General features: G+C 64.4%; 21 protein-coding genes. 14 read left to right on the top strand and 7 right to left on the bottom strand.

Features of this window, described 5'->3' with window-relative positions; translation table 11 throughout:
• Positions 1-365 precede the first annotated feature (365 nt).
• The 4 genes from FNA46_RS08460 to FNA46_RS08445 all read left to right on the top strand — a co-directional run bounded on the left by FNA46_RS08460 (position 366) and on the right by FNA46_RS08445 (position 5,381).
• Positions 366-1,568 (top strand): M24 family metallopeptidase, encoded by a 1,203-nt coding sequence (locus FNA46_RS08460; protein WP_143124761.1) that lies wholly within the window; start codon positions 366-368, stop codon positions 1,566-1,568.
• A 343-nt stretch (positions 1,569-1,911) separates the two neighbouring features.
• Positions 1,912-3,060 carry a mandelate racemase family protein gene (locus tag FNA46_RS08455; RefSeq protein ID WP_143124760.1) on the top strand — a complete coding sequence of 383 codons (1,149 nt, stop codon included), beginning with the start codon at positions 1,912-1,914 and terminating at the stop codon, positions 3,058-3,060.
• A gap of 7 nt (positions 3,061-3,067) precedes the next feature.
• The gene (locus tag FNA46_RS08450; RefSeq protein ID WP_143124759.1) at positions 3,068-3,697 is read left to right on the top strand and encodes an SGNH/GDSL hydrolase family protein; all 630 of its coding nucleotides are present in this window, start codon (positions 3,068-3,070) and stop codon (positions 3,695-3,697) included.
• A gap of 85 nt (positions 3,698-3,782) precedes the next feature.
• Positions 3,783-5,381: an ABC transporter substrate-binding protein gene (locus FNA46_RS08445; protein ID WP_143124758.1), complete on the top strand. Its 1,599-nt coding sequence runs from the start codon at positions 3,783-3,785 to the stop codon at positions 5,379-5,381.
• Between the two features lie 131 nt (positions 5,382-5,512).
• On the opposite strand, the gene FNA46_RS08440 is transcribed toward FNA46_RS08445, so the two are convergent.
• Together FNA46_RS08440 and FNA46_RS08435 are read right to left on the bottom strand one after the other, a co-directional pair.
• Positions 5,513-6,334 carry a sulfotransferase domain-containing protein gene (locus FNA46_RS08440; protein WP_185969773.1) on the bottom strand — a complete coding sequence of 274 codons (822 nt, stop codon included), beginning with the start codon at positions 6,332-6,334 and terminating at the stop codon, positions 5,513-5,515.
• A complete protein-coding gene (locus FNA46_RS08435; protein WP_143124756.1) occupies positions 6,331-7,269 on the bottom strand; it encodes a hypothetical protein in 939 nt (312 codons plus the stop codon). Before FNA46_RS08435 ends, FNA46_RS08440 begins: the two co-directional genes overlap by 4 nt.
• A 31-nt stretch (positions 7,270-7,300) precedes the next feature.
• On the opposite strand from FNA46_RS08435, the gene FNA46_RS25970 reads away from it, so the two are divergent.
• From FNA46_RS25970 to FNA46_RS08425, 3 genes are all read left to right on the top strand, one after another.
• A complete protein-coding gene (locus FNA46_RS25970; protein ID WP_185969771.1) occupies positions 7,301-7,468 on the top strand; it encodes a hypothetical protein in 168 nt (55 codons plus the stop codon).
• A 438-nt stretch (positions 7,469-7,906) separates the two neighbouring features.
• Positions 7,907-9,988, top strand: coding sequence for an acyltransferase family protein (locus tag FNA46_RS08430; RefSeq protein ID WP_143124755.1), 2,082 nt, complete (start codon positions 7,907-7,909; stop codon positions 9,986-9,988).
• A 203-nt stretch (positions 9,989-10,191) separates the two neighbouring features.
• Positions 10,192-10,728 (top strand): carboxymuconolactone decarboxylase family protein, encoded by a 537-nt coding sequence (locus FNA46_RS08425; protein WP_143124754.1) that lies wholly within the window; start codon positions 10,192-10,194, stop codon positions 10,726-10,728.
• A 36-nt stretch (positions 10,729-10,764) separates the two neighbouring features.
• Here FNA46_RS08425 and FNA46_RS08420 read toward each other — a convergent pair whose 3' ends face one another.
• The 5 genes from FNA46_RS08420 to FNA46_RS08400 all read right to left on the bottom strand — a co-directional run bounded on the left by FNA46_RS08420 (position 10,765) and on the right by FNA46_RS08400 (position 15,386).
• On the bottom strand, positions 10,765-11,544 hold the full coding sequence (locus FNA46_RS08420) for an ABC transporter ATP-binding protein (protein ID WP_143124753.1): 780 nt from the start codon (positions 11,542-11,544) through the stop codon (positions 10,765-10,767).
• The gene (locus FNA46_RS08415; RefSeq protein ID WP_143124752.1) at positions 11,544-12,377 is read right to left on the bottom strand and encodes an ABC transporter ATP-binding protein; all 834 of its coding nucleotides are present in this window, start codon (positions 12,375-12,377) and stop codon (positions 11,544-11,546) included. Before FNA46_RS08415 ends, FNA46_RS08420 begins: the two co-directional genes overlap by 1 nt.
• A 4-nt stretch (positions 12,378-12,381) precedes the next feature.
• Positions 12,382-13,266, bottom strand: a complete 885-nt coding sequence (locus tag FNA46_RS08410) for an ABC transporter permease (protein ID WP_143124751.1) — start codon at positions 13,264-13,266, stop codon at positions 12,382-12,384.
• Positions 13,266-14,288, bottom strand: coding sequence for an ABC transporter permease (locus FNA46_RS08405; protein WP_143124750.1), 1,023 nt, complete (start codon positions 14,286-14,288; stop codon positions 13,266-13,268). The genes FNA46_RS08410 and FNA46_RS08405 overlap by 1 nt, the downstream gene beginning before the upstream one ends.
• A 318-nt stretch (positions 14,289-14,606) precedes the next feature.
• Positions 14,607-15,386 (bottom strand): FadR/GntR family transcriptional regulator, encoded by a 780-nt coding sequence (locus FNA46_RS08400; protein ID WP_143124764.1) that lies wholly within the window; start codon positions 15,384-15,386, stop codon positions 14,607-14,609.
• Positions 15,387-15,820: 434 nt separating this feature from the next.
• On the opposite strand from FNA46_RS08400, the gene FNA46_RS08395 reads away from it, so the two are divergent.
• From FNA46_RS08395 to FNA46_RS08365, 7 genes are all read left to right on the top strand, one after another.
• Positions 15,821-18,511 carry a winged helix-turn-helix domain-containing protein gene (locus FNA46_RS08395; RefSeq protein ID WP_143124749.1) on the top strand — a complete coding sequence of 897 codons (2,691 nt, stop codon included), beginning with the start codon at positions 15,821-15,823 and terminating at the stop codon, positions 18,509-18,511.
• A 123-nt stretch (positions 18,512-18,634) separates the two neighbouring features.
• Complete coding sequence (locus FNA46_RS08390) at positions 18,635-20,326, top strand: hydantoinase B/oxoprolinase family protein (protein WP_143124748.1); 1,692 nt, start codon at positions 18,635-18,637, stop codon at positions 20,324-20,326.
• On the top strand, positions 20,323-22,395 hold the full coding sequence (locus tag FNA46_RS08385) for a hydantoinase/oxoprolinase family protein (protein ID WP_143124747.1): 2,073 nt from the start codon (positions 20,323-20,325) through the stop codon (positions 22,393-22,395). The genes FNA46_RS08390 and FNA46_RS08385 overlap by 4 nt, the downstream gene beginning before the upstream one ends.
• Before the next feature lie 3 nt (positions 22,396-22,398).
• Complete coding sequence (locus FNA46_RS08380) at positions 22,399-23,493, top strand: ABC transporter ATP-binding protein (protein WP_143124746.1); 1,095 nt, start codon at positions 22,399-22,401, stop codon at positions 23,491-23,493.
• A 60-nt stretch (positions 23,494-23,553) separates the two neighbouring features.
• Positions 23,554-24,723, top strand: a complete 1,170-nt coding sequence (locus tag FNA46_RS08375; protein WP_143124745.1) for an ABC transporter substrate-binding protein — start codon at positions 23,554-23,556, stop codon at positions 24,721-24,723.
• A 517-nt stretch (positions 24,724-25,240) separates the two neighbouring features.
• Positions 25,241-26,107 (top strand): ABC transporter permease, encoded by an 867-nt coding sequence (locus tag FNA46_RS08370; protein WP_143124744.1) that lies wholly within the window; start codon positions 25,241-25,243, stop codon positions 26,105-26,107.
• Positions 26,104-26,910 (top strand): ABC transporter permease, encoded by an 807-nt coding sequence (locus FNA46_RS08365; RefSeq protein WP_143124743.1) that lies wholly within the window; start codon positions 26,104-26,106, stop codon positions 26,908-26,910. Before FNA46_RS08370 ends, FNA46_RS08365 begins: the two co-directional genes overlap by 4 nt.
• Positions 26,911-26,959 lie beyond the last annotated feature (49 nt).

The raw sequence follows: 26,959 nt of genomic DNA, 5'->3' as shown, positions 1-26,959 counted from the left end.
GATCAGGGATGGAGCGGGCGGCTGCCTGAAGCAGGGAGCGCCGGGCGAGAAGGGGAGTTGGAAGCCGATCCCGTCTCTTCCGGCGAAACGGCAGGCGCAGCCGCTGCGAGCGGTGCGGGTTTGCGGGCGGCAAGCCATCAGCCCCGATTGTTGATTGCGACAATGTCGACATTTTGTATTATGATCTTGGTCAACAGGGATGATGCCATTGCCACTGTCCGCCCGAAAAAGCCTATGCGACGGTGCGACCGCATGGTGCGGCCGCCGGCGAGACCGCCATGTCCCCGTCATCCGAGCCACTGGCCCAACCCACCGACCCAACCCAACGGCCCCATCCGCAGGCCCGATCCACAGGAATGTCCAGCATGAGCGCGCCCCACTATATCCCGTTTGCCCAGTCTCTCGGCACCTTCGAGAACATTGCGGCAGCGGTGCCCCCGATTGGGCTTGCGGAGTTGCAGGCGCGCGTCGCCCGGCTGCAGGCACTGATGCGGGAGGCGGGGGTGAAGGCCGTCTATCTCGATACCTCCTCCAGCCTGACCTACTTCACCGCGATGTCGCTCGGGGCGAGCGAGCGCCTGCATGGCGCGATCATCCCGTCCTCGGGCGCCCCCATCTATATCAGCCCCGCCTTCGAGCAGCCGAAGACGGAAACCCTCATCACCCTTGCTGGCGACATTGCCACCTGGGAGGAACACGAGGATCCCACGGCGCTCGTTGCCGATATCGCCTGCCGGCTTCCGGCTGCGGGCAACAGTCTCGCCCTTGACCCCGCCACCCCCTTTGCCTTCTCCGACCCGATTGCCGGCCATCTCGGGGAGCGGCTGCCGGTGATCAGCGCAAAGCCCCTGATCGCGGGCTGCCGCCAGATCAAGTCCGCCACGGAAATCGCCATCATCCAGACGGCGATGACGGCAAGCCGCGGCGTCCACAAGGCGGTCTGGCAGGGGCTTTACGAAGGCGTCTCGACAACGGAGGTGACGGATTTCATCGCCGCCGCGCATGCAAGGCTCGGCATGCGCCACATCTTCGCCGCTGCGCAATTCGGGGAGGCCACGGCCTATCCGCATGGCGTGCCCTATCCCCAGACCCTGAAGCGGGGCGATATGGTGCTGATCGATCTCGGCGCCCATATCCATCGCTATTGCTCGGATATCACCCGCACCTACGTCTTCGGCGAACCGACCGACCGCCAGCGGGAGATCTGGGCGCTGGAGCAGAAGGCCCACCGCGCCGCCTTTGACGCCGCGCAGCTGGGCGCGACCTGCGAGGCCGTGGATGCCGCCGCCCGCAAGGTGCTGACCGATGCGGGCTATGGCCCCGACTACAAGGTGCCCGGCCTCCCGCACCGCACCGGCCACGGCCTCGGCATGGACATCCACGAGGAACCCTACATCGTGCGCGGCAACACGACCCGTCTGGCGCCGGGTATGGTGTTTTCCGACGAACCGATGCTGGCGATCTATGGCGAATGCGGCGTGCGCCTGGAAGACATCATCTACATGTCCGACACCGGCCCCGTCTTCTTTACCGAGCCGGCCACCTCGATCACGCGGCCGTTCGGGTGACGATGACCGGACGCTCCGGCATTCCCTTCTCATTGTGTTCCTGACGCACAGCGCACCTGTCTCGTCCGCCCGTGGGCGACGTGATGCGCCGCCATATTGTCCTGTCGGCCCGGCCTGACTGACGAGTCACAGCGGAACGCCGGTGGCATATTCACGGTCCGGGCAAAATCTCCGGCATGGGCCTTGCGTTCCGCCCGCTTCGGTCGGGAGCAGAGCGCGTACGCGCTCAAGAAAAATCTGTCTGATAGGTTGGTGATATCTATTTGACAGAAATGACGAGGTTCTCGTATAACCTGTGCGACAACGAGCGGAGACGCTGTCTCCGCAGACTGCAGGTAAGCCGATGATCATCACCGATGTTAGCGTGCGCGTGTTCCGCACCACCACCCGCCGCCACTCCGACAGCGCCGGCCATGCGCATCCCGGCCCGCCGCACCAGGTGGAGCAAGCGATCCTGACCATCCGCACCGAGGATGGGGCGGAAGGCCATTCCTTCACCGCGCCGGAAATCGTGCGGCCGCATGTCATCGAAAAATTCGTGAAGAAGGTGCTGATCGGCCAGGATCACCGCGACCGCGAGCGCCTGTGGCAGGATCTCGCCCACTGGCAGCGCGGGTCCGCCGCCCAGCTGACCGACCGCACGCTGGCGGTGGTCGATTGCGCGCTGTGGGATCTGGCCGGCCGGGTGCTGTCCACACCTGTCTACAAGTTGATCGGCGCCTATCGCGACAAGGTGCTGGCCTATGGCTCCATCATGTGCGGCGACGAGCTGGAGGGCGGCCTTGCAACGCCCGAGGATTACGGTCGCTTTGCCGAAACGCTGGTCAGGCGCGGCTACAAGGGCATCAAGCTGCACACGTGGATGCCGCCGGTCAGCTGGGCGCCGGATGTCGGCATGGATCTGAAGGCCTGTGCCGCGGTGCGCGAGGCGGTCGGCCCGGATATCCGGCTGATGATCGATGCCTTTCACTGGTATTCGCGCAGCGATGCGCTGGCGCTCGGCCGCGGCCTCGAAAAGCTCGGCTTCGACTGGATCGAGGAGCCGATGGACGAGCAGTCGATGTCCTCCTACCAGTGGCTGGCGGACAATCTCGATATCCCGGTCGTCGGGCCGGAAAGCGCGGCCGGCAAGCACTGGCACCGGGCGGAATGGGTGAAGGCCGGCGCCTGCGACATCCTGCGCACCGGCGTCAACGATGTCGGTGGCATCACGCCGGCGCTGAAGACCATGCGCATGGCCGAATGCTTCGGCATGGACTGCGAGGTGCATGGCAACACGGCGATGAACCTGCATGTGGTGGCCGCCGCCAAGAACTGCCGCTGGTACGAGCGCGGCCTGCTGCATCCCTTCCTCGAATATGACGACGGGCACGACTATCTGAAATCGCTGTCCGACCCGATGGATGCCGACGGTTTCGTGCATGTGCCGGATCGCCCCGGCCTCGGCGAGGACATCGATTTCGATGTCATCGAAAACAACCGGGTGCGGTGAGGGGCCGATGCGAACCATCCTCGCCTTCGGCGACAGTCTGACCTGGGGTGCCGATCCCGAAACCGGGCTTCGCCACCCGCCGCAGCATCGCTGGCCGGAGGTGCTGGAGCAGGCGCTTGACGGCACGGCGCGGGTGATTGCCGAAGGGCTTGGTGGCCGCACCACCTGCTATGACGATCACACCGGCCCTGCCTGCCGCAACGGGGCAAAGGCGCTGGCCGTGGCGCTGGCCAGCCACATGCCGCTCGATCTCGTCATCATCATGCTCGGCACCAATGATCTGAAGCCCGCGCATGGCGGGCGGGCCGAGGCGGCATCCTCCGGGATGCGCCGGCTGGCGGAAATCGTCGAGACCTTTCCCTACAAGCCGCGCAGCGCCCGGCCGAAACTTCTGATCGTGGCGCCGCCGCCCTGCGGTGCGGGACCGGGCGGCGTGCCGGCCGGCGGCCGCAGCATTGCGGAATCCGAACGGCTGGCACCGCTTCTCGCACAGGTGGCTGAGGAGGCCGGCGCCGGCTTCTTCGATGCGGGATCGGTGGCGAAAGCCTCGTCCGCCGATGGCGTTCATCTCGATGGATCCGCCACCGCTGCGATCGGGCGGGCGCTCGAAGGGCCGGTGCGCGCGATGATGGCATGACCGGATCCGCACGGCCGGCGGAGGACGACGGCCGCGGATCGCAACAGCAAGGGTCGCCGAAGGCGCGACCATCAGGGAGGAAACCATGAAACTTCGACTTGCAACCGTGGCGCTCGGCGCCCTTCTGATCGGATCGCTGCCGCTGCCGGCCGGCGCGGAGACCCCGAAGGACCAGCTGGTGGTCGCCACGACCATGAGCAATATCCTGACCCTCGATCCGGCCGCCATCACCGGCCGCGAAACGGTGCAGGTGCTGAACAACGTCTATGACACGCTGGTGATGCTGTCGCCCGAGGATCGCAGCGTCCATCCGCGCCTTGCCGAGCGCTGGGAGATTGCCGCCGACGGCCGCTCCATCCGCTTCTTCCTGCGCAAGGACGCGAAATTCTCCTCGGGCAATCCGGTGACGGCGAAGGACGTGGCCTGGAGCCTGAAGCGCCTGCTCGTGCGCAACCTCGCACAATCCTCGTTCCTGAAGACGCGCGGCTTCAAGCTGGAGGCGGCCGACAAGCTGATGGTGGCCGAAGACGATCACACCTTCGTCCTCACCCTGCCGCAGCCGGACGACCCGAACCTGCTGCTGATGATCCTTGCCCAGAACGGCCCGGGCTCGATCATCGACAGCAAGACGGCGCTCTCGCACGAGAAGGACGGCGATCTCGGCGGCGGCTGGCTGACGCTGAACTCCGCCGGCTCCGGCCCCTTCACGCTGACCCAGTGGAAATCCAACGAATACATCATTCTCACCCGCAATGATGGCTATTGGGGCGAAAAGGCTGCGATGCGGCGCGTGCTGATGCGCCATCTGCCGGAATCCCAGTCGCAGCGCCTGATGCTGGAAAAGGGCGATATCGACGTCGCCTATTCCATGCAGGCGCCGGATCTCGCCGCACTCGAAAAGGACAAGGCGATCACCATCCAGTCGACGCCCGGTTCCGGCTTCTACTATCTGGCCGTGTCGATGAAGGACGAGAAATTTGCCAACCGCAAGGTGCGCGAGGCCCTGCGCTACCTCATCGACTACAAGGGTATCAACGATGCGGTGATGCCCTATTACGGCACCTTCCACCAGCGGTCGCTGAGCAGCGGCGTGATGGGTTCGCTGCCGGACCAGGGCTATGCGCTGGACGTGGCGAAAGCCAAGGCGCTGCTGGCGGAAGCCGGCTATCCGAACGGTTTTGACACGACACTGCGCGTTCTCTCCGAGGATCCCTTCCTGAAGGCTGCGACCGCGATCCAGAACACGCTCGCCCAGGCCGGCATCCGCGCCCAGATGATCAGCGGTTCCGGCGACCAGATCTACGGTGCGATGCGTGACCGCAAGTTCGAACTGCTCGTCGGCCGCGGCGGCGGCGGCCAGCAGCCGCATCCGGACAACAACCTGCGCTCCATGGCCTACAATCCCAACAATGCGGATGAGGCCAAGCTCACCAACTACCAGAGCTGGCGCACCAGCTTCTTCGACGACAAGCTGAACAAGATGATCGAGACGGCGCTGGTGGAACGCGACCCGGCCCGCCAGACCAAGCTCTACGAAGATCTGCAAGGCTATATGGAAGAGTTGGTCATGCCGATCCAGCCCTTCTCCGAGGTGATCGACACCGCTGCCTATCGCAGCGACGTGAAGGGCATGATCGTCAGCCCCTGGCTGTCACGCTTCGAAAAGGTGACGAAGAGCCGCTGATCGAAAGGCGCCCCACCCCGTCGGCCTTCGGCGGGGGCATGGCCCGTCATCGGGCTCCGCCGCTGCGCGGCCTGGTCGTGCCCGGCCTGCCTCGCTTGAAGTGCAGCATCGCATCTTGCGCCGGTGACCGGTTACGGCCCACCCATCGTTTCTGTCCGACGGCTTGCCAGGAAGGCGGCAACCGGATCGGCCGCCAATGTGGGCCAGTGGCGGGCGTCGATGCCGGTGACCGCAACGGTCGCCCTGGCATCGGCAACAAAGAGGTCGCGCAGCCGAAGAATGTCTTTCGGCTGCGGCGCGAGGTCCGGCACAGGATTTTGCCGTTCGCGAAGGGAGGAAACCGGCGGGAATGGCGCAAGGTCGAGGAAGCCGGCGATACGCGCCATTGTGCCGACAGGGTCCGCTGCAAGGCCCCGCGATTCGAGGAACAGAACCTGTGAGGCCGGAAACAGGCTGAGCACGCGGCGGATCTGATACAGGTAGAAGCCGCGCTCCACATAGGAGTGATCGCGCCAAGCCCGTCCGAGCGGTTCTGAGATCAGACGCCGCGGGCCGGCCTCGATTGCTTCCGGGAACGACAATGTTTCCGTTCCGCGATCCAGTTGCATGGACCACTGCGACCAGGCTCTTTCGATCGGATCGCGCAGCAGGAGAATGATCTTCGCCGTGGCATTATAGCGCTGGATCCGCTCCAGTGCATGCGGCCAGAAGCTGCTGATCGGCGTCGCTTCGAAGCGGAGGGTGCCCGTCACAGGTGGCGGATAGAGGGCATGCAGGCGTTCGATCGGCGGATTGCTCCAGTCCAGGCTTTCGTCATCGAAGAAATGGGGTTCCTTCACCCGTGCGCCTGCGAGCGACGGGTGGCTTCGAAGATACACATCCAGGCTGGTGGTGCCGGCCTTCTGCACCCCGGCAATGAAGAGACCGACCCGTTCGGCGCTGTGTCCCGTCACGCGTCGTCGGTCCTGCTGCATGCCTGGTGCAGATCGTCGAAAATCGCGGCAAGTGCAGTCTGATCGCGGACAGGGTCGGGTGAGCGCCAGAACGGCGGGGATGCGGAAAGCCGCCGGAAGAGATACTCCGCCGTCATCACCTTTTCATGCCGGCCTGCCGCCTCCAGCAGGTCCTCGGCGGCAATGTCGATGCGGGCCTGCTGCAGATCGTCATCGAGGTCTGCAAGTCCTGCCAGCGCGGTGTGGAGGCGGTCGAGCAGGGGGCCGAGGCGGGGGCCGAACATGTCGACCGGATCAAGTCCGGTGTGGTGCCGCAGATCCGGCCTCAGAGGGGATTGTGCGAGGTCCGCGGCACCCCACGGGCCGGGCAGACGGCGGATCCGCCGGGCAGTGCCCTGCCAGTCGGCCATCATCGCCCCGTAGGAGACCGTGACCCGTGGCACGCTGCGGCTGTCGCGTTCGGCGGCGATGACATGCTGCGCCCAGAGAAGGCCGGCATAAGTTGCCGAGATCTGGTCGCGGCGTCCGAGCGAGGCAGCGACCTCCGTCGGATGGCGAAGGGCCATCACAACCGAACATGCCATTCCCGAAGCCGCCAGCAACTGGCGCGCATAGGGGAAGAAGCGACACATCCGCGGATCCTTGATCAGCGGAAACGGGGCGGTTGCCGGCGGGTAATCCACCGCAAGTGCTGCGGCGAGGGCGCCGGTGATCGCCTCCAGCCGTTCAGGGGCGGCTGCCTCGAGGGAAAACGGTTTCAGATCGAACCAGGCCGTGTCGCAGGCAGCCAGCAATTGATCGTGAAGCTCGATGATCTCCGCCGGTTCGAAATAGCCTTCCGGATTGTCGGGCGAGGGGGGATTGGGCCGCGCCGGCGGATCAGCCCCCAGCGTCACCAGAAGCTTCGCCAGAGCCGAAGTCCCACTTCGATGCATGCCTAGAACGACACACGCATGGCGATTCAACATGGCATCAGGCATTACGGGGATCTTCTCCTTCCAATGGGTGCTCGTCTGGCCAATGGGTGTTCGTCAAATCCGCATCGGCAGGTTATTTCACCTGTCGCTTGCATATCTGAAAATCCCTGAGGAAAACATGCTATCGGAACTCGATAGATGGGAATATCAGGTGTGAAAACAATACTATCTCTGTCGGTTGTCCGATTTTAGCCTATCTGCCCAGCCCGAGACCACCGGGTGGTCTACCCGCTCCAAGGGGCGCCCTTTCAACCTGCGAGGCCGCGGTTCGGCAGGTCTGGATCCTCTCGTTTCGAACTGTGATCGAGGGGTGCCGCGGATCGCAGGTGGTATCCCCGATGAGGGCCGGCCGGCTCGCTGTGTTCCGTCCGCTTCGGTCGGTGCCGAGAGACGGTCCGGGAACTCAACCCGCATTTCGCGTTATGCTGCTGTTTGCCCGGCGCAGCCAAACCGGATGGCTTCTCACGCCACACGCAAACGTCGCAAGACCTCTCCACACAGAGGATCGGGACAAATCCTGTCATGGCCGCTATGAATTGCCGGGAAGGCTGGCAAACGCGCAGTCTGATCCATCCGACAAGGCTCCGACAGCGCAATGACAAGACCCCCCCGGCATCTGGCCCATCCTCAATATCGACCCGACATTGATGGTCTGCGCGCTATTGCCGTGCTGGCTGTCGTCGCGTTCCACGCATTCCCTCCGGTGGTCAAAGGCGGCTTCATTGGCGTTGACGTCTTTTTCGTTATCTCGGGCTTCCTGATCTCGACCATCATCTTTGAGAGCCTTGATAACGGCACGTTCAGTTTCTCCGCTTTCTACGCAAGGCGTATCCGGCGAATATTCCCGGCTTTGCTCCTGGTGCTCGCCGCTAGTTTCTCCTTTGGATGGTTCGGACTTCTGGCGGATGAGTATAAGCAGTTGGGAAAACATATTGCCGCTGCTGCTGGTTTCGTTTCAAATTTCCTGCTGCAGAGCGAGACAGGTTATTTTGATAATGCTGCAGATACAAAACCTCTTTTGCACTTGTGGAGCTTGTGCATAGAAGAGCAATTTTACATAATATGGCCGTTTATGATATGGATTTTGCGATACGGTAAATCAAAATCAAATTTATTATTCGTTTTATTGATTACGATAGTCTCGTTTTCTATGAATGTCTGGAATGTTGAAAAGGATCCCGTCGCCACCTTCTATACGCCTCAGACCCGATTTTGGGAGTTGTCGTGCGGAAGCATTCTGGCCTGGCTTTTGCTCCCCGCGCATCGTTGTCACCATGAATTGAAGGGAAGGACGCATTTAACTGCAATTTGGCTTATTGTTCTGAATTTTATATCTGATAATAAAGTTTTTATATCAAATATTATTTCTGTATTTGGAATATTTCTCCTTTTGTATGGTCTTATGAACATTGACAAAGGCGCGGAATTTCCCGGGAAATGGGCCGTCGTGCCGGTTTTGTCTGCTATCTTTATTATTCTTTCCGGTGAATCTGCCTGGATCGGCAGAAAAATATTGTCGAATAGAATCTTTGTGTGGTTTGGCCTGATTAGCTATCCGCTCTATTTGTGGCATTGGCCGCTGCTGTCGTTTGCTCGAATCGTTGAGGGCGAGGTGCCGGGGCACGCGATTCGTATCGCGGCGGTGATGATGTCCGTCGGACTTGCCTGGCTCACCTATCAGTTCGTGGAGCGTCCCATCCGCCAGGATGGCGGCAGCAAGGCGAAGGTTTCGATTCTTGTTCTGCTGATGATCGTCATCGGCTCTGCCGGATATAGTGTGTATGTGCATGATGGGCTGAAATTTCGAGATTCTGTCAAATTTGTTCAGAATCAGATGGATGATCTGGATTTCAAGATTGACCGAATGACCAAGGGTTGGCTTTGCGATCCTCTCATCGCCAGGGGAACGAGATGTTTTTATTCTGGTTCGAACCCCTCGGTTGTCATTATGGGTGATAGTCACGCTGCCAGAATATATGTGGGGCTTCGGGAGTTCTATTCCGCGCAGGGCAAGGGCGTCGCTGTCTTCGGTGGTGGTGGCGGGTGCCCGCCGCTGCTGGATGTCGTCAGTAAAATGAGTTCAGGTGATGACACCCAGAACTGCCTGGTCAAAATGAGCGACCCTCTCAAACAAATCATCAACACTCCAACGATTGAAGAGGTGATCCTCGCATCAAGAGGCCCCTTGTATACGACTTCCAATGGCTTTGGCGATTTTGACGGTGATCGGTACGGTCAATGGGTTCTTCATGACGAAAACAACCCGCAGGGTGCAAAGAGCAATTCCGACGTCTTCTTCGGGGCGCTCGGGGCCACACTTGATGCCCTGCTGGCTGCCGGAAAAAAGGTGACATACCTGCTCGATGTTCCGGAGTTGGGTTTTGATATTCGTGCATGCCTGGCTTCTAGACCGATAACCTTGACCTCCAGGACAAGGGAACCCTGCGCGGTTTTGAGGTCCCAGTTCGAGTCCCGGAATCGGGATTTTCGAGCGCGGCTGAGCCAGGTTCTGGCGTCCCGAGCGGATGTGAAGGTTGTGGATCTGGCGGAGGCCTTGTGCGACGAAAAATACTGCTATGGCAGCAAGGATGGCGTCCTCCTCTACAGTGACGATGACCATCTCAGCCGTCGCGGTTCGGAATATGTCGTTCATCGTTTATGGGATAAATTTCGATAGGAACACGCCTGCATCACGTTTACCGCATGCCCAATCCGTGAGATTGACCTGACAATCCCGTTGATTGGCGCTGGTGGTTCTGCAGGCACATTGCAACCGTTGCAACTGGCCGGTCCGACATGGTCGGAGCGGTTGCCCTTCTTGAATTTCCGACCCGGCGCTCACACCGGCCGTATCGCAGCCAACCGCAGGACCCGATCCCCATGCCGCATATCCCGATGATCGACTATGATACAGCGCCGGACCATATTCGCGCGGCGCATGACGCGGAAATTGCCGCGCGCGGGCGCATGACCAACATGAAGCGCACGCTTCTGCATTCGCCGGAGGCGCATCGCATCTATGCGGAATGGTTCACACTGCGGGCGGAACTTGACCCGGCGCTGGACGACCGGGCGGTGCAGGTGTTCTGCAAGGCGATTTCGGAGGAGGCGGGCTCGAAGATCGCCGTCACCTTTTTCCGGCGGGCGCTCATTCTCTCCGGTGCCGATCCGGACCGGCTGGAACTGCGCGCGGAGGATCAGCTGCTCGATGCCTTCGGCCGGGCGATGGTGCTGAATTCCCGCGCGGTGCCGGGCGAGATCTGGACGGCGCTGAAGGCGCGCTATCCGGCCAAGGTGCTGGTCGATCTCGTCGCCTTCGGCGGCATCATGCTGGCAACCGCCGTGTTCAACAACGTCGCCGAGGTGGCGTTCGACCCGGAGCTGGAGCCGTTTGCCGCGCCCGACGAAAGCGCCTGAGCACACGCATCCTCCGCCCCTGCCGGCGAGGGGCCGTCAGGCCCGGGCCGTGGCGGGGCGGACGCCCTCATAGGCGAGTGATGCGGCGATCAGTTCGCGGGCGTAAGGGTGGCTCGCGTGATTGTCGGCGATGGCTTCGCGCGGCAGGATTTCCGTGACCTCGCCGCGCTGCATCACGGCAAAGCGGTCGCACATATGGTCCACCACCGCCAGATCGTGGGTGACGAGCAGATAGGTGAAGCCGCGCTCCTCGCGCAGGCGCTGCAGCAGGTTGAGGATTTCCGCCTGCACGGACACGTCGAGCGCGCTGGTCGGCTCGTCGAGCAGCAGCAGCGAGGGTTCGAGGATCAGCGCACGGGCAATCGCGATGCGTTGCCGCTGGCCGCCGGACAGCTGGTGCGGAAAGCGGTCGAGGAAGGAGACGGGCAGTCCGACATCGGTGAGCGCCCGGCGCATGCGGGCCTCGCGGTCATCCAGCCCGTGGATCGCCAGCGGTTCGTGCAGCACGGTGCGCACCGACTGGCGCGGATGCAGCGAGCCATAGGGATCCTGGAACACCATCTGCAGCATGCGGCAGCGGGCAATCAAGGGCAGCTGCCGCACGGACTGGCCATCCAGCAGGATGTCGCCCTGCCAGAAATCGGTCAGCATCGACAGGCAGCGCAGCACCGTGGACTTGCCGGAGCCGGATTCGCCGACGAGGCCGAAGCATTCGCCAGGCTTCACCGAGAAGGAGACGTCGGGCAGCACCTTCACGGCCGTGGGGCCGGCGCCGAAGGTGATCGACAGGTTGCGGACATCGACGGACACGGACATCAGGCTTTCTCCTCCAGCCAGTCGGGCTTGCGGTCCAGAACGGCGAGCGGCCGGCGTGGCCCGCCGATGCGCGGCTGCGCGGCCAGAAGCCCGCGCGTATAAGGATGCTCCGCGTGGTCGAGATCGGCGGCGGAAAGCGTTTCCACCACCCGCCCCGCATACATGATCAGCACCCGGTCGCAGAAATTGCGCACGAGGTTGAGATCGTGGCTGATCATGATCAGCCCGATGCCGCGCTCGCGCACCAGCCCGTCCAGAATGTCGAGCACCTGCAGGCGCACGGTCACGTCGAGCGCCGAGGTCGGTTCGTCGGCAATCACCAGATCCGGATCGGCGAGCAGCATCATGGCGATCATCACGCGCTGGCCCATGCCGCCGGAAATCTCGTGCGGATATTGCCCGTAGACGCGCTCGGGATCGCGGATCTTCACGGCGGCGAGCATGGCGAGCGCCCGTTCGCGGGCGGCGCTGCGGCTCACGTCGAAATGGCGCAGATAGGTTTCCGCCACCTGATCGCCGACGCGACGGATCGGGTTCAGCGAGAATTTCGGATCCTGCAGGATCATCGACATGCGCCTGCCGCGCACCGACAGCATCTGCCGCTCGGAAAGGCCGTTCAGATCGATATCCTCGAAGCGCAGCCGGTCGGCGCTGATCGTGGCGCCCGGCAGAAGCTTCAGCAGCGCGCGGCCGACGGTGGACTTGCCGGAGCCGGATTCGCCGACGATGCCCAGCCGCTCGCGACCCAGCGTGAAGGAGATGCCGCGCACGGCATCGCTCGTCGCACCCGCATAGCGCACCTTCAGGTTTTCAACCTCGAGAATGGGGCTCATCGTCTCACCTCCGGTTCATCTGCTTGGGGTCGAGCGCATCGCGCAGGCCATCGCCCAGCAGGTTGAAGGCGAGGCTGACGCAGAGGATGGCAAGGCCGGGGAAGGTGACGAGCCACCAGTTGTCCAGCATGTAGCGACGGCCGGTGGCAATCATCGCACCCCATTCCGGCAAGGGCGGCTGGGCGCCGAGGCCGAGAAAGCCGAGGCCGGCGGCCGTCAGGATCACGGTCGCCATGTTCAGCGTCAGGCGGATCAGCACCGAGGGCAGGCACATCGGCATGATCGACTTGACGATGATGCGGGTGGCGGACGCCCCCTGCAGGCGGGCGGCGGCAATGTAATCGGCGCTGCGCACCGTCATCGCCTCGGCGCGCGCCAGTCGCGCGATCGGCGGCCAGGCGGTGAGCGCAATCGCGATGATCGCATTGTTGAGGCTGGGGCCCAGGGCAGCGACGAAGGCGAGCGACAGGATGAGGCTCGGGAAGGAGAGAAAGATGTCGGTGATGCGCATCATCACCATGTCCACCTTGCCGCCGAGATAACCGGAGGTGGCGCCGATGCCAAGCCCGATCGGCCCGACGATGATCGAGACGAGGAAGATGATGGACAGCGTGATGCGGGCCCCGAAGATCAGCCGGCTGAAAATGTCGCGGCCGAGTTCGTCGGTGCCGAACAGGTGGCCGTTGCCCGGCGCCTTCAGCGTGTTGGCGAGGTTCTGCACATAAGGATCGTGCGTGGCGATCAGCGGCGCGAACAGGGCGGACACGATCAGCAGGGCAAGCACCAGCAGACCAAAGGCGGAGGTGGGGCTGCGCAGCAGGAACAGCGCGATGCGCGACAGCGTGCCGAGCCAGGCCGGCGCCGTCAGGGTTTGCGTGCGGGCACTCATCAGCGGGTCCTCGGATCGAAGAAGCGGTAGAGAAGGTCGGAGAAGAGGTTGAGGCCGATGAAGATGACGCCGACGATCAGCACGCAGGTCATCACGGCATTCATGTCGCCGATGATGAGATTGCTGGTCAGATACTGGCCGAAACCCGGCCAGGCGAACACGGTTTCGATCAGCACGGCGCCTTCCAGCAGCGAGCCATAGGCCAGCGCCACGATGGTGACGAGCTGCACGCGGATGTTGCCGAAGGCATGCAGCCAGATGGTCTGCGCCCGCGACAGGCCCTTCACCCGGGCGGTCGTCACATATTCCTGGCCGAGCTGGTCCAGCATGAAGCTGCGTGTCATGCGGGTGATGTAGGCGGCGGAGGAATAGCCGAGCAGCGAGGCCGGCAGGATCAGGTGGTTGAGCGCCGACCAGAACACGTCCATCTCGCCGGCCATCAGGCTGTCGATCAGGAGGAAGCCGGTGCGCTCGTCGACAAGACCGATATAGAACTGGTCCATCCGCCCGCTGCCGCCGACCAGGCCGAGATGGGCGTAGAAGACGATCAGCGCGATCATGCCCGTCCAGAAGATCGGCATGGAATGGCCCATCAGGCTCAGCACGCGGATGACATGATCCGGCCAGCGCTCCTTGTTGACAGCGGCCAGCACACCCATCGGAATGCCGAGCAGCGCGCCGATCAGGATCGCGAAGGTGGCAAGCTCGATGGTGGCCGGCATCACATGCAGGATGTCCTTGATCACCGGCTGGCCGGTGCGGATCGAGGTGCCGAAATTGCCGGTCGCGACATCGCCGAGATAATAGAAGAACTGCTCCCACAGCGGCCGGTCGAGGCCGAGCGCGCGATAGACCTGTTCATAGGTCTCGCGGGTCGCATCCTCGCCCACCATGGCGCGCACGGGATCGGCCGGCATCATGCGGCCGATGAAGAAGGTCAGCATCAGGAGGCCGAGAAGCGTGACGGCAATGCTGCCGGCCTGCCCCGCGGCCCGCCCGATGCGAAGGGAATGGAATGGCATGGTTCCTCCAGATGCGACCGCTCCTCGCGCGGCCGCGTCATCCTGTCAGACAGGTTTGGTCGAACCTGTCACATGGATCTTCCGGTGTCAAGCCGGCAGGTCGGGTGCGGGGGTATGGTTGTCGCTCTGCCCCCGTCCTGGCGCAGCGGATGCGGGGACCGCGCCCGAGGGGGCTGGCTGACCTGTGATCGCGGCGCGTGCCGGGGGCGCCCCAACCAAAGGGCTAGGGCGGCACGTTTGCGTGTGGAGCAGGGTTGGGGAGCGGATCTCGGGAGATGGACGAGCGAGCGAAACGCGCCGGCTGGCCCCGCCAGAACCTCAGCGATCGCCGTCCGGCTGTGCGGCGGTCTGGCTGCGCAAGAGGGCCCGGTAACGTTCCAGACTGCCCTTCAGATGCGCGCGCATGCGGCTGCGGGCGGCCTCGGCATCACCCTCGATGATGGCGTCAACGATCTGTGCGTGTTCTTCCTGCAGATGCAGGTTGTAGTCCTTCGGCCGGCTGCCGGGCGGTGAACCCTGCAGGTCGCCGCGCGGGATGATGCCGGTGCGGATGAGCTGCAGGAATTCCGGAAAGCGGCTGTTCTGGGTGGCCTTGGCGATGGCGAGATGGAAGTTGAAATCGGCGTCGCGGGTCGGCTTGCTGGCGGCGAGACAGTCGGCAACGATGCGATGCGCATCAACGATGGCCTCGATCTGCAGGGCCGAGCGGCGGGCTGCGGCGAGTGCGGCGGCCTCCACCTCGAACACCGTGCGCAATTCGAGGAGTTCGATCACGGAGGAGATGCGCTCCGTGGTCAGGTCGTCGAACGGCCGTTCCTCCGCCGGCTTCATCTCCAGTGCAAACACGCCGGCACCCTTGCGGGCCTCCACCAGCCCGTCGGCGCGCAGGATGGCGATCGCCTCGCGCACCACGGTGCGGCTCACGCCGTATTCGCGGGTCAGCGCGCTTTCGCTCGGCAGCCGGTCGCCGGCCCGAAAGGCGCCGGCCGTGAGTTGCTGGCGCAGCGCCGAACTGATTCGGAAGGCGAGCGACTTGCCCTGCTGGCCGTCTGCGGCCAGCACTGCCTCGGTCGATCCTGCCGCCGGTATCGCGGCCATCGTCTGCTCTGCCATCCTGTTCCCCGTTCTCTGCATGCCTGCCCCGTTGACCTGCAAACCTGTCAGGCATCTTTACGCGAGGCAGGGGCGGTTGCCTAGGGGAGGCGTGAGTCCGGCACCGCCGACCTGCCGCTTCGATCCCTGGGTGGTGGCCGATGTCCCTGTCGACGCGGCCTGAAACCGGCCCATGGAGAGGCCGCATCACCAGCGAGCGGATTTTGCAGGCCGCCTGCCGCCGTCACACGTGCCCCCGGCGGGGTGGCGATGCCGCTCGCGATGGTTGGGCGGTGTCGCAGACTGATCACATTTGTTGTGAGGAACGTGAATTTTCTTTGTCAGAACCCCCAACTTCTGTAGGGTTTGCAGGGGTTTAAGCGCATTTCACCACTCTCGCCAGCTTGCCATTTGCCATGGCTCGCAGCAAGCTGTCAGCCATGAGCGACGAAAACCGTTTTGCACCACCGATCAGCGGCCACAGGCCCATCCGGCGGCGCGGCCTGCTGCAGACCCTGCAGCGGTCCGGCCCGCGCCGGCTGACGACGGTGGTTGCCTCGGCCGGTTACGGCAAGACGTCGCTCGGCCAGCAATGGTATGAGGCGCTGTCGGCCAGGGGCATCGCCTGCCTCTGGGTGGCGCTCGATCAGGAACATGCCGACCAGCAGCAATTTCTGGCGACGCTTCTGGAGGCGCTGGAGCAGGTCCTTCCGGAAGACAGTCGCGGCCTCGATGCCGGCAGCCTGCCGGTTGCCTCGATGCTGTCCATACTCTCCACCCGCCTCAAGCGCATCACCCGCCCGCTGGTGCTGTTCCTCGATGATTATCACCTCGCGCAGAACGACGCGACCGAGACGCTGATGGCCAAGCTCCTGGCCGATCGCAGCCTCGACCACCTGAAGCTGGTGCTGATTTCGCGCAGCCCGCCGCGCTTTCCGCTGTCGCAGCTGCGCCTGCATGGCGAACTCAAGCAGATCACCGTCGCCGATCTCGGCTTTTCCAGCGACGAGGCGCAGGAATTCTTTGCCGAGCGCAGCCTCGGCCTCACGCCGGCCCAGGTGGAGGAACTGAACCGGCGCACCGAAGGCTGGGCGGTGGCGCTGCAGATGGTGCGCCTGCTGGTCAGCGAGCAGCCGCAGGCGGATGCCGTGCTCTCCTCCTTCGACGGCAGCAATGCCGAGATGGGCAATTATCTTTCGGAGCAGGTGTTCCAGCAGCTGCCGGACGACATCCAGCATTTCCTCCTGCAGACGGCCGCGCTGCCGGCCTTCAGTCGCGAACTGGTTACCGCTATCATGGACCAGCCGGACGTGGGCGCGGTCATGGAGCGCCTTGGCCAGCATGCGCTGCCGATCACCCATCTGGCGGGGCAGGGCGGTTTCATGCGCTCGCACCCGGTGTTCAACACCTTCCTGAAGCAGATGGCGGCGCGGCGCGGCTATGACACGCTGTCGCCGCTGCGGCGCGCGGCCCGCTGGTACGAGCGGCAGGGGGATTGCGATCAGGCCGTGCGCCATGCGCTCTCGGCCGGCAGTGCGGATCTCGCCGCCCGCATCGTCGAGACCGCCGGCGGCTGGCGGCGCGTCTATGCCACCACGCGCGGCGGCACCATGCTGTTCCAGACCATCAGCGCCCATGCCTGCGAGATCGACCTCGAACGCTTTCCGCTGACCACGCTCGGCCTCTCGGTGGTCAGCGCCAAGGCCGGGCAACTGGAGTCCGCCAACCACTATCTGGCGATTGCCGAGCGCGCCGTCGGCAGCCTGCCCGCCTATGCGGCGGATCTGCGTGTGGTAAAGGTCCTGCTGTCGCTCTATTTCGATCACTTCGCCAGCGCCGCCGATCTGGCCGCGCTGGAGGACGATCTGATGCGTCAGGAGGGGCTGGAACTGATCCACCGGGCGCTGGCGCTCAACATGCTCTCCTACAATTTCCTGATCCGCAGCGATCTGGAGCGGGCCCGCCATTACGGGCAGCTGGCGATCCGCACCTTCCGCGATGGCGGGGCGGATTTCGGTGCGATGCATCTCTATACCCATGTCGGTCAGGCGGCCTTCTTCGGGGGGGATGTGGCCGAGGCGGAGAATGCCTATGACCGGCTCATCGAGGAGGCGCAGGCCAATATCGGCGCCGGCAGCGATCTCGATGCGGTCGGCCAGGTGCTGAAGGCGGAACTGATTTCGATGCGCGGCGAGCTGGCGCCGGCGGCCGAGCGGCTGGCCTGGGCGCTGCCGCATGTAGAGCGGCACGATACCTGGTTCGATCTGCTCGCCGCTGGCTTCATGGCCCAGCAGCGGGTGCTGCGGCTGAGCGGCGATCACGTCGGCGCGCATGGCTCCATCGACCGGGTGCGGGCGGCGGCCAAGCGGCGCGGCTTCGAACGGCTGATCCGGCTGGTGGATGGCGAGCGCTGCATCCTGTTTCTCTGCTCCGGCGATGTGGAACAGGCGGTTCGCGCGGCGGAAAGCTCCGGCTATGGGCGCGTCTTCATCCAGTCCGAGCGGTTGAACGCCCTGCCGGTCCATCTGCGCGGCACCACGCCGGCCCTTCTGTGGACGCGGCTCTATCTGGCGCTGGGGCAGCCCGGCAAGGCGCGCGAGGCGCTGGACTGGTTGCTGACCCACCAGCAGCAGAAACCGCATTTTCTGCGTTCGGTGGAGCTGACGCTGGTCAGCATCCGGCTGCTGTTTGCCGAGGGGCGGGTGGACGAGGCGCGCAGCATGCTCTGCGATCTCGCGACGACGACGCCGCTTGCCGATTATCCCGCCTCGCTCAGCATCGAGGGGGCTCCGTTCATGGAGACGCTGCGGGGGCTTGCCGCCGATCCGGCCTTTCCGGTGGTGGCCCGGCAGAGGCTCGAGCGCTGCATGCTCGCCGATGCCGGGCCGGACCTTCTGGTCAAGGGTATGGCGTCCGAAATCGCCATTCCCGGGGCCGCGCTCACCGATCGCGAACGCGGCGTCCTGGACCTGCTCTCTGCCGGTCTCAGCAACAAGGAGATCGGTCGCAGGCTCCATCTCAGCGACAACACCATCAAGTTCCACCTGCGCAACATCTTCACCAAGCTGAATGTCAGCACCCGCACCGCTGCCGTCACCACGGCGCGGGAAAAAGGTGTGCTGCGCCGTTGATGCAACCCACCCGAACGGGTGGGGCGGGTGGACGGGTGGCCTACCCTTTTGGCAGGCTGTTCACCGCTGCCCCTTCCGCCTTAGCATCGTCCTCGTGCAGAAATGGCAGAGGGCAGGCGAGGCATGCTGGCAGGCGGCGGTTATGTCGATCCCGTGACGCAGGAAATCATCGAGGGCAAGCTGCTCGCGACCGTGGACGAGATGGGCATCGTCATGGCCCGAACCAGCATGAGCCCGGTGATCTACGAGGTGCTGGACTTTGCCTGCGGCGTGCTGACCGCCGAGGGCGAACTGGTGGCGCAGATGAACGGCATCACGCTGTTCACCGGCACCTTCGGCACGCAGGTGAAGGGCCTTCTCGCCCGCTTCGGCGCCGATCTTGCCGATGGTGACGTGCTTCTGACCAACGATCCTTACGCCGGCGGCACGCATGCCTGCGATTTTGCGGTGGTCAAGCCGATCTTCCACAAGGGAAAACTGGTCGCCCATGCCATCAATGTCGCGCATTATCTCGATGTCGGCGGCTCGGTGCCAGGCAGTCTTGCGCCGAATGCCACCTCCGTCTTTCAGGAGGGGCTGCGCCTGCCGGGTGTCAGGATCGCCCGCGGCGACCGCTTCTGCGACGATATCCTGCAGATCATCCGCGAAAACGTGCGCCTGCCGGAGATTGCGCTCGGCGACCTCACCGCCCAGATGGCAACCGTGCGGGTGGCTGCCCGCCGTATCGGCGAGATCGCCGACAAATACGGGGCGGACACGCTTGCCCATGCCTTCGAAAACCTGCTGACCGCCAGCGAGAGGCTGAGCCGTGCCGCGATTGCCGCCCTGCCGGATGGCACCTACAGCGCCGAGGACGTGATCGATGGCGATGGCGTGAGCCCGGATCCGATCCCGGTGCGGGTCTCCGTGACGATTGCCGGCGACCAGATCACCGCCGATTTCACCGGCTGCCCGCCATCCGTCGCCGGCCCGATCAACTGCGCGCGCGGCGCACTGCAATCGGCGGTGCGCACCATCGTCAAGGCGCTGGTCGGCCCGCAGGCCCCCTCCAACGAGGGCTGGTTCCGGCCGCTGACGGTGATCGCGCCGCCCGGCACGCTGTTTACCGCCGAAAAGCCGGCGCCGACCGGCTGGTATTACGAAGGGTCGGTGCATGCCTCCGAACTCGTCTGGAAGGCGCTGGCGCCGCTGATGCCGTCGCGCTTTTCCGCCGGCTCCTATTCCAGCCTCTGCGTGGTCTATATTTCCGGGGTCGACGAAGCCGGCCAGCCCTTCATCCATATCGAGCCACAGCATGGCGGCTGGGGCGCCAGCGAGGGCCGCGACGGCGCCAATGCGCTGATCGCGCTGACCGACGGCGATACCTATAATTACTCGGTCGAAGCCATTGAGGCGCGTTTTCCGGTGCGGGTGCGCCGCTATGCCCTGAATGTCGAGGGCGGGGTCGGCGCCGGGCGCCGGCGCGGCGGCTTCGGCATCATCCGCGAATACGAGATCCTCGGCGAGACCGCGTCGGCCTATTGCAGCTTCGGCCGCACCGAGACCGCGCCCTGGGGCATCGATGGCGGCGCGGACGGCTCGCCCAACCGGCTGGAGATCGTGCCTGCCAATGCGACGGAAACCCGCCGCCTCGGCCGCGAGCCGCATATTCCGCTCGCGCAGGGCGATGTGGTGCGCATCATCACCGGCGGCGGCGGCGGCTGGGGACCTGCGCAAGAGCGCGAAACCGAACATGTCAGACGCGATATCACCCATGGCCTGCTGACCGAGGCGGCGGCACGGCAACTCTACGGCTATCAGGGAGAGACCCCATGATCAGGCTTGCAACGGATGTCGGCGGAACCTTTACCGATCTCGTCGGCTATGACGAACGCACCGGCGAGGTGTTTACGGCGAAAAGTTTGACGACGGTCGATGACCAGTCGCTCGGCGTGCTCGATGCCATCGCCATGGCCGAGCGCAAGGACGGCTTGCGCCGCCGCGACGTGACTTTCTTCGCGCATGGTGGCACGACTGTCATCAACGCGATCACCGAGCGCAAGGGTGTGCGCACCGCGCTCGTCACCACCGCCGGCTTTCGCGACGTGCTGGAGATCGGCCGTGGCAACCGGCCGGATCTCTACAATCTGCAGTTCCACAGCCCGGAACCCTTCGTGCCGCGCAACCTGCGCTTCGAGGTGCGCGAGCGCATCGATGCCAGGGGCCGGGTCGTCACGCCGATGGAACTCGACGACCTCAAGCCGATCATCGCCGCCTGCATGAAGGCGGAGGTGGATGCGGTCGCGATCCTTTTCCTGCACAGCTATGCCAATCCGGAGCACGAGGCGCTGTGCGCCGACATTCTTGCCGACGCGCTGCCCTTTGCGACCATCTGCGCCAGCCACGAGGTGTCGCGCCAGTGGCGCGAATACGAGCGCTCCAACACTGTCGTCATGAATGCCTATGTGCAGCCGATCATCCAGTATTACTTCGAACGGCTGGAAGAATCGCTGACCGATCAGGAGCTGACCTGCCCCTATTATGCCATGCAGTCGAACGGCGGCATCGCCACCTTCGACCAGGTGGTGAGGAGCCCGCTGACGCTGGTGGAATCCGGCCCGGCCGGCGGTGTGGCGGGGGCTGCGCGCATCGGTGCGCTGATCGGCGAGACGGAGGTTCTGTCGCTCGATGTCGGCGGAACCACCGCCAAATGTTCGCTGATCCATGACAGTCGCCCGACGCTGGATGCCGAATACCGGCTGGAGTGCAGCCGCATCAACCCCGGCTACGCCGTGCAGGTGCCGGTGGTGGATATCGTCGAGATCGGTTCCGGCGGCGGTTCGATTGCCCGTATCGATGGTCGCGGTGCCCTGACCGTCGGTCCGGAAAGCGCCGGCTCCATGCCGGGGCCTGCCTGCTATGGTCGCGGCGGCGACAGACCCACCATGTCGGATGCGCTGGTGACGATCGGCGTCTTCGATCCCGCCACCTTTGCCGGCGGCACCATGACGCTTGACGTGGAGAAGGCCCGCGCGGCGATTGCCACCGTGGCCGAACCGCTCGGCATGACCATCGAGGATGCGGCGCTGTCGATCATCGAGATCGCCCATGCCAACATGATCAATGCGCTGAAACTCGTCACCGTGCAGCGCGGCCATGATCCCCGCGATGCGGCCTTCGTGATCAGCGGTGGCGCAGGCCCGGCGCTTGCCGCAAGCCTCGGTCGCGAACTGAAGATGAAATCCACCGTGGTGCCGCTGCATCCCGGCATCTTTTCCGCCTGGGGCATGCTGGCGGCCGAACCGCGCGCCGATTTCCGCGCCAGCTGGTTCTCCGCGCTTGATGATGCGGCGCTTGCCGGTGCCGACAGCCGCTTTGCCGGGCTGGAGCGCGAGGCGGTGGATTATTTCGCCAAGGGGGAGCAGGTCGAGATCCGCCTGACCCACCGCATCGAGGCGCGCTACCGGGGGCAGGAACACGGCGTCTTCACCCTGCACGAGAAGGGCGAGAGCGCGCAAGCCTTTGCCGAGCGCTTCCACGCCGCCCATGAAAAGGCCTATTCCTTCCGTCTGCCGCATTCGGCGATCGAGATCACCATGCTGCATCTCGAAGCGGTGCTGAGCGGCCCGGTGATTGCCGTGCCGAAGCAGAAGCCGGCCGGGAATGCTGAAGAGCTCTGCGCCAGCGGCCATCGCAACGTCTATTTCGGCGGGCTGGATGGCTGGGTGTCCTGCCCGGTCTGGGAGCGCGGCCGACTGACGCAGGGGATGACGCTCAAAGGCCCATTGATTGTGGAGGAATCTACCGCCACAACTCTGGTTCTGAAGGGACAGCGGCTGGATCTGACGCCGGAAGGCATCATGATCATCCGCGAGATTGATGACGCACCGGGCGGAGAGCGCTGATCCATGGCCATTTCGATCCAGATCGAGACCGTCACCCGCGCCTTCGGCCCCGTCCGGGCCGTGGACGCGGTCTCGCTGGAGATCCGGGCCGGCGAATTCTTCACGCTTCTCGGCTCGTCCGGCTGCGGCAAGAGCACGCTTCTGAAGCTGATCGGCGGTTTCGACGCGCCGACCGGCGGGCGCATCGCCTTCGACGGGCGCGACATGGCGGGCATTCCGGCCAATCGCCGCCCGGTCAACACCGTGTTCCAGAGCCTCGGCCTCTTTCCGCACATGACGGTGGCGGAGAATGTCGGCTACGGCCTGCGGCTGAAGGGGCTGCGCGGGTCTGCCCTTTCCGCCCGCATCGAGTCTGCGCTGGAGCTGGTGGAACTCGGCGGTTTTGGTCCGCGCGACGTCAATCTTCTCTCGGGCGGCCAGCGGCAGCGCGTGGCGCTTGCCCGGGCGCTGGTCATGGAACCCGGCATCCTGCTGCTCGACGAACCGCTGACCGGCCTTGACGAGCGGCTGCGCCAGCAGATGCGCGACGAATTCGGCCGGCTGCACAAGCGCACCGGCGCCACCTTCATTCTGGTGACGCACAATCAGGACGAGGCGCTCAGCCTTTCCGACCGCATGGCCGTGATGCATCGCGGCCGGCTGGAGCAGATCGATGCCCCGGCGCGCTTCTTCGAGGCGCCGGCCAATGCCTTCGTGGCGCGCTTCGTCGGCATCGACACGCTGCTGACGCATCAGGGTGTTATCCGCGAGGCCGATGCAACCTATGCCATGATTGCGGGTGAGAAAGTGCCGGTCCGGATGGGCGGACCCGCAGGGCCGGCCGACAGCGTCGTTGCCCTGCGACCGGACCGGCTGCTTCTTCACCCGTCTTCTGATGTTGAGTTGAAGAATGCGCTTGCCTTGCGTCTCAAGGTGGTGGAAACCCGCTATCGCGGTCTCCATCACGATGTGACGCTGGCCTTTGCCGATGGGCAGCGGGTGGTCGTGTCGCTGGAGGCGGACCAGCCCGTGCCGGCAGAGGGCCATCTGGTCGAGGTGGGGCTGAAGCCGGGCGGCGCCATGCTGATTTCCAATGCGGGGCTGCCGGCCGCCGCATGACCTTTCATTGCCGGGGGGCGCCACGCCTCTCAATCCTGGTTGATAAAAAAGGGGAATGACATGAGAGACTTTTTGAAAACACCCTCTTCCGCGCTGGCCAGCAATCTCGGCCGGCGCGATCTGCTGAAGCTGATGGGGGCCGGCACGGCAGCGGTAACGCTCTCCGGCCTCGGCGCCTCCGCCGCACGGGCGGCCGGCAGCGTCGCCTTCTGGGCCACCGCCACGCTCGACATTGCCGACAAGTGGCAGGCGTTTGCCAAGGAGACCGGCGTGATGCCGGAATTCACCGACAACGGCAACGATGTCGGCCCCGTCATTGCCCGCCTCGTTGCCGGCAATGCCAATGATCTCTTCGATGTCGGCGGTTTCCAGGGCGGCGCCGAGAAGGAACTGGCCCGCCAGGGCGCCATCATTCCCTGGGACCTCTCCAAGATCCCGAACTATGACAGCGTCTGGCAGTGGGCCAAGGACATTCCGTATCTGCGCCACGAGGGCAAGCAATACGGCATTCCGACTGTCGTCAATGCCGACTCGATCATCTACCGCCCCGACAAGCTCGGCAAGGTCGACAGCTACGGCGTGATCTTCGACAAGAAGCTGAAGGGCCGCGTCGCCATGGAGGACGCCTGGATCAACAGCGCGATCTTCACGGCCATGTATCTCAAGGAATCGGAAAACAAGCCGATCAAGGATCCGGGCAATCTTTCCGAATCCGAACTCGGCCTCGTCATGGAATTCCTCATCAAGCACAAGAAGGACGGCCAGTTCCGCACCTTCTGGAACGGCTGGGAACAGGGCGTGCAGCTGGTGGCGAACGAGGAAGTCGACGCCATGACCGGCTGGGAGCCGATCGTCTACGAGGGCCGCAAGCGCGGCCTGCAGGTGGAATATGCAGCCCCCGTGGAAGGGTACGAGGGCTGGGGCAACAACACCGTGCTGCTGAAGGGCGCGGCCACCCGCGGCGTGACCGATGCGGCGCATGCCTTCGTCAACGGCCTGCTCGGCGGCTTCTATGGCTGCGAACTCGGCCAGTTGCGCGGCTATCTGGTGCCGACCGACAACAATGTCGCCTATGCCCGCAAGAACGCTTCCGCCTATAAGCCGGAGGCCGTCGAGGCGCTCGGCAACCACGTGAAGGCCAAGTTCGGCGGAAAAGTCTACTGGCAGAATTGCCGGCCGGACAATTTCCAGCTCTACGAGGAATGGTGGCAGAAGCTGCGCAACGCGTGAGGGGTGATCACCCTGTCCGGCAGGGCAGGGCGCTCTTTTCGACTGGCCTTCTGCCGGGCGGCGCACCCCCCTCTGTCCTGCCGGACATCTCCCCCTCAAGGGGGGGAGACCGGCAGGCGGCGGCGGTTCCCCACGGCTTCCGGGTGCGTGGCGGCTCTTGTTTTGCGGTCAAAACCTCTCCGTCGTCCTCCTCGGGCTTGACCCGAGGATCCACCGACAAACCCGCCAGCCGCGATGATGAGGGACGGTCCATGTCGTCGGATGCCACTGCAAGAACCCGACGGTGGTGGCGACCCTGGATCCTCGGGTCAAGCCCGAGGATGACGACCGGTGGGGTGCGCCGGCAAGCAGCAGCCTTTCCGGCAGGGTTCGTCGCGAAGCGGCGTCCAGTCGTACCCGGTTTCGTCGTCGCGACTGTTCCTTGCCCGCCAAAGCCCCTTGCGCCACCATCCTGCACCCCTGAAAGCCACGCCATGAACCATCCCGATCCGCCCCCAGCCCGCAAGGTTGCCCGCCGATGAACCGCACTCTCCTTTCCACGCTCGGCCTTGCCGCCCTGCCGCTTGCGGCGATCCTGGCGCTTGGCTTCGTGCCGCTGATGGTGGTGGTGGTGTGGAGCTTCTGGTCCTGGGATCCGGTGACCTACTGGATCCGGCCGGACATGAGCCTTGCCGCCTATGCGGCGATCCTTGAGGCCGAGCGCTGGACGGTGATCCTCTCCACGCTTGCCAAGGCGCTCGTGACCGCGCTGATCTGCCTGCTGGTCGGCTGGCCAACGGCCTATGCGGTGCATTTTCTCGCCGGGCGGCGGCTGTCGCTGGTGCTGCTGGCCCTGATGACCATTCCCTTCTTCACCTCCTATCTGATCCGCTCCTTCTCCTGGCGGCTGGTGCTGGGGCGCACCGGTGTCATCAACACGCTGCTGATCGAGGCGGGGCTGATCGACAGGCCGCTCGACTGGCTGCTGTTTTCCGATTTCGCGGTGATTGTCGGGCTTGTTGCCTCCTATCTGCCGTTTGCCACCTTTCCGCTGATTCTTTCGATGCGCCGCGTCGACCCGGTGACGATGCAGGCGGCGCGCGATCTCGGCGCCGGCTTCTGGACCATGCTGCGCACCGTGCTTCTGCCGCTCACCTTTCCCGGTGTGTTTGCCGGTTTCCTCTTCGTCTTCGTGATGGTGGCCGGCTCCTCCACCGAGGTGCAGATGCTGGGCGGCGCCGGTGCCAGCATTGTCTCCGTGATGATCAACGACGTGATGCGGGTCGCCAATTATCCGCTGGCCTTTGCCATCTCCACCGTGGTGCTTGCCGTGGTGTTCGGGCTGGTGCTGGCGGGCAATGCGCGCTTCGGCCTTGCCCGCCTGTTTGGCGAGGGAGATGCATGATGCAGACGGAAGGCACCCTCTCGCGGCTGGCGATCTGGACGATCACGGCGCTCGGCCTGATCGTGATCTATGCGCCGCCACTTTACCTGCTCGGCGTTTCCTTCAATCCGGCGCTGCAGCCCGGCCTGCCGCATCTCTCCGATCTCACCGTCAAATGGTATCTGGCGCTTGGCGGTGAGAACCAGCTGATCGCGGCGCTCGAACAGTCGCTGCTGATCGCGCTGGTGACGGCGCTTGTCGCGACGCTGCTGGCACTTCTCGCCGCACTTGCGCATCGCGAACTGCATAGGCGCCGCACCGCCTGGTTCCTCACCGTGCTTCTGCCGATGTTCGTGCCGGGCGTCATCCAGGGGCTGGCGCTGTCTGCTGTGTTCCAGCGCGCCGGCATCAAGGCCTCGATGCTGACGGTGATCGGCGGGCACCTGCTCTGGGCGCTGCCCTTTGCCTTCATCGTCATTCTCACCAGCCTGTCGGTGGTCAAGCGCAGCTATCTGATGGCGGCGGCCGATCTCGGCGCCGGGCGGCTGCGGCAGTTCCTCGACATCACCCTGCCGCTGATCCGCCCCGGCCTCGTCAGCGCCTTCCTCTTCGCCTTCCTGCTGTCGCTCAACGAGTTTACCCGCGCCTTCTATCTGGCGGGACGGCAGAACACGCTGCCGGTGGTGCTGTTCGGCAAGATGAATGCCGGGGCCTCGCCGACGATCTATGCCATGTCCGGGGCGATCTTCCTTGTTTCCGTGCTCTGCGTGGCGCTGGTGGCGGGGCCGGCGCTTCTGCGCCGCCGCACCGGGCCTGCCGAATGAGGCGGTTTGCCCAATCGACAAGCGGCCGCGCGCGGCCTATCAAGGCGCC

It is taken from the genome of Affinirhizobium straminoryzae (assembly GCF_007004135.1).
Classification (GTDB): Bacteria; Pseudomonadota; Alphaproteobacteria; order Rhizobiales; family Rhizobiaceae; genus Neorhizobium; species Neorhizobium straminoryzae.
Note: the sequence above shows the minus strand (reverse complement) of the source record. Positions and strands in the feature narration are given on the sequence as shown.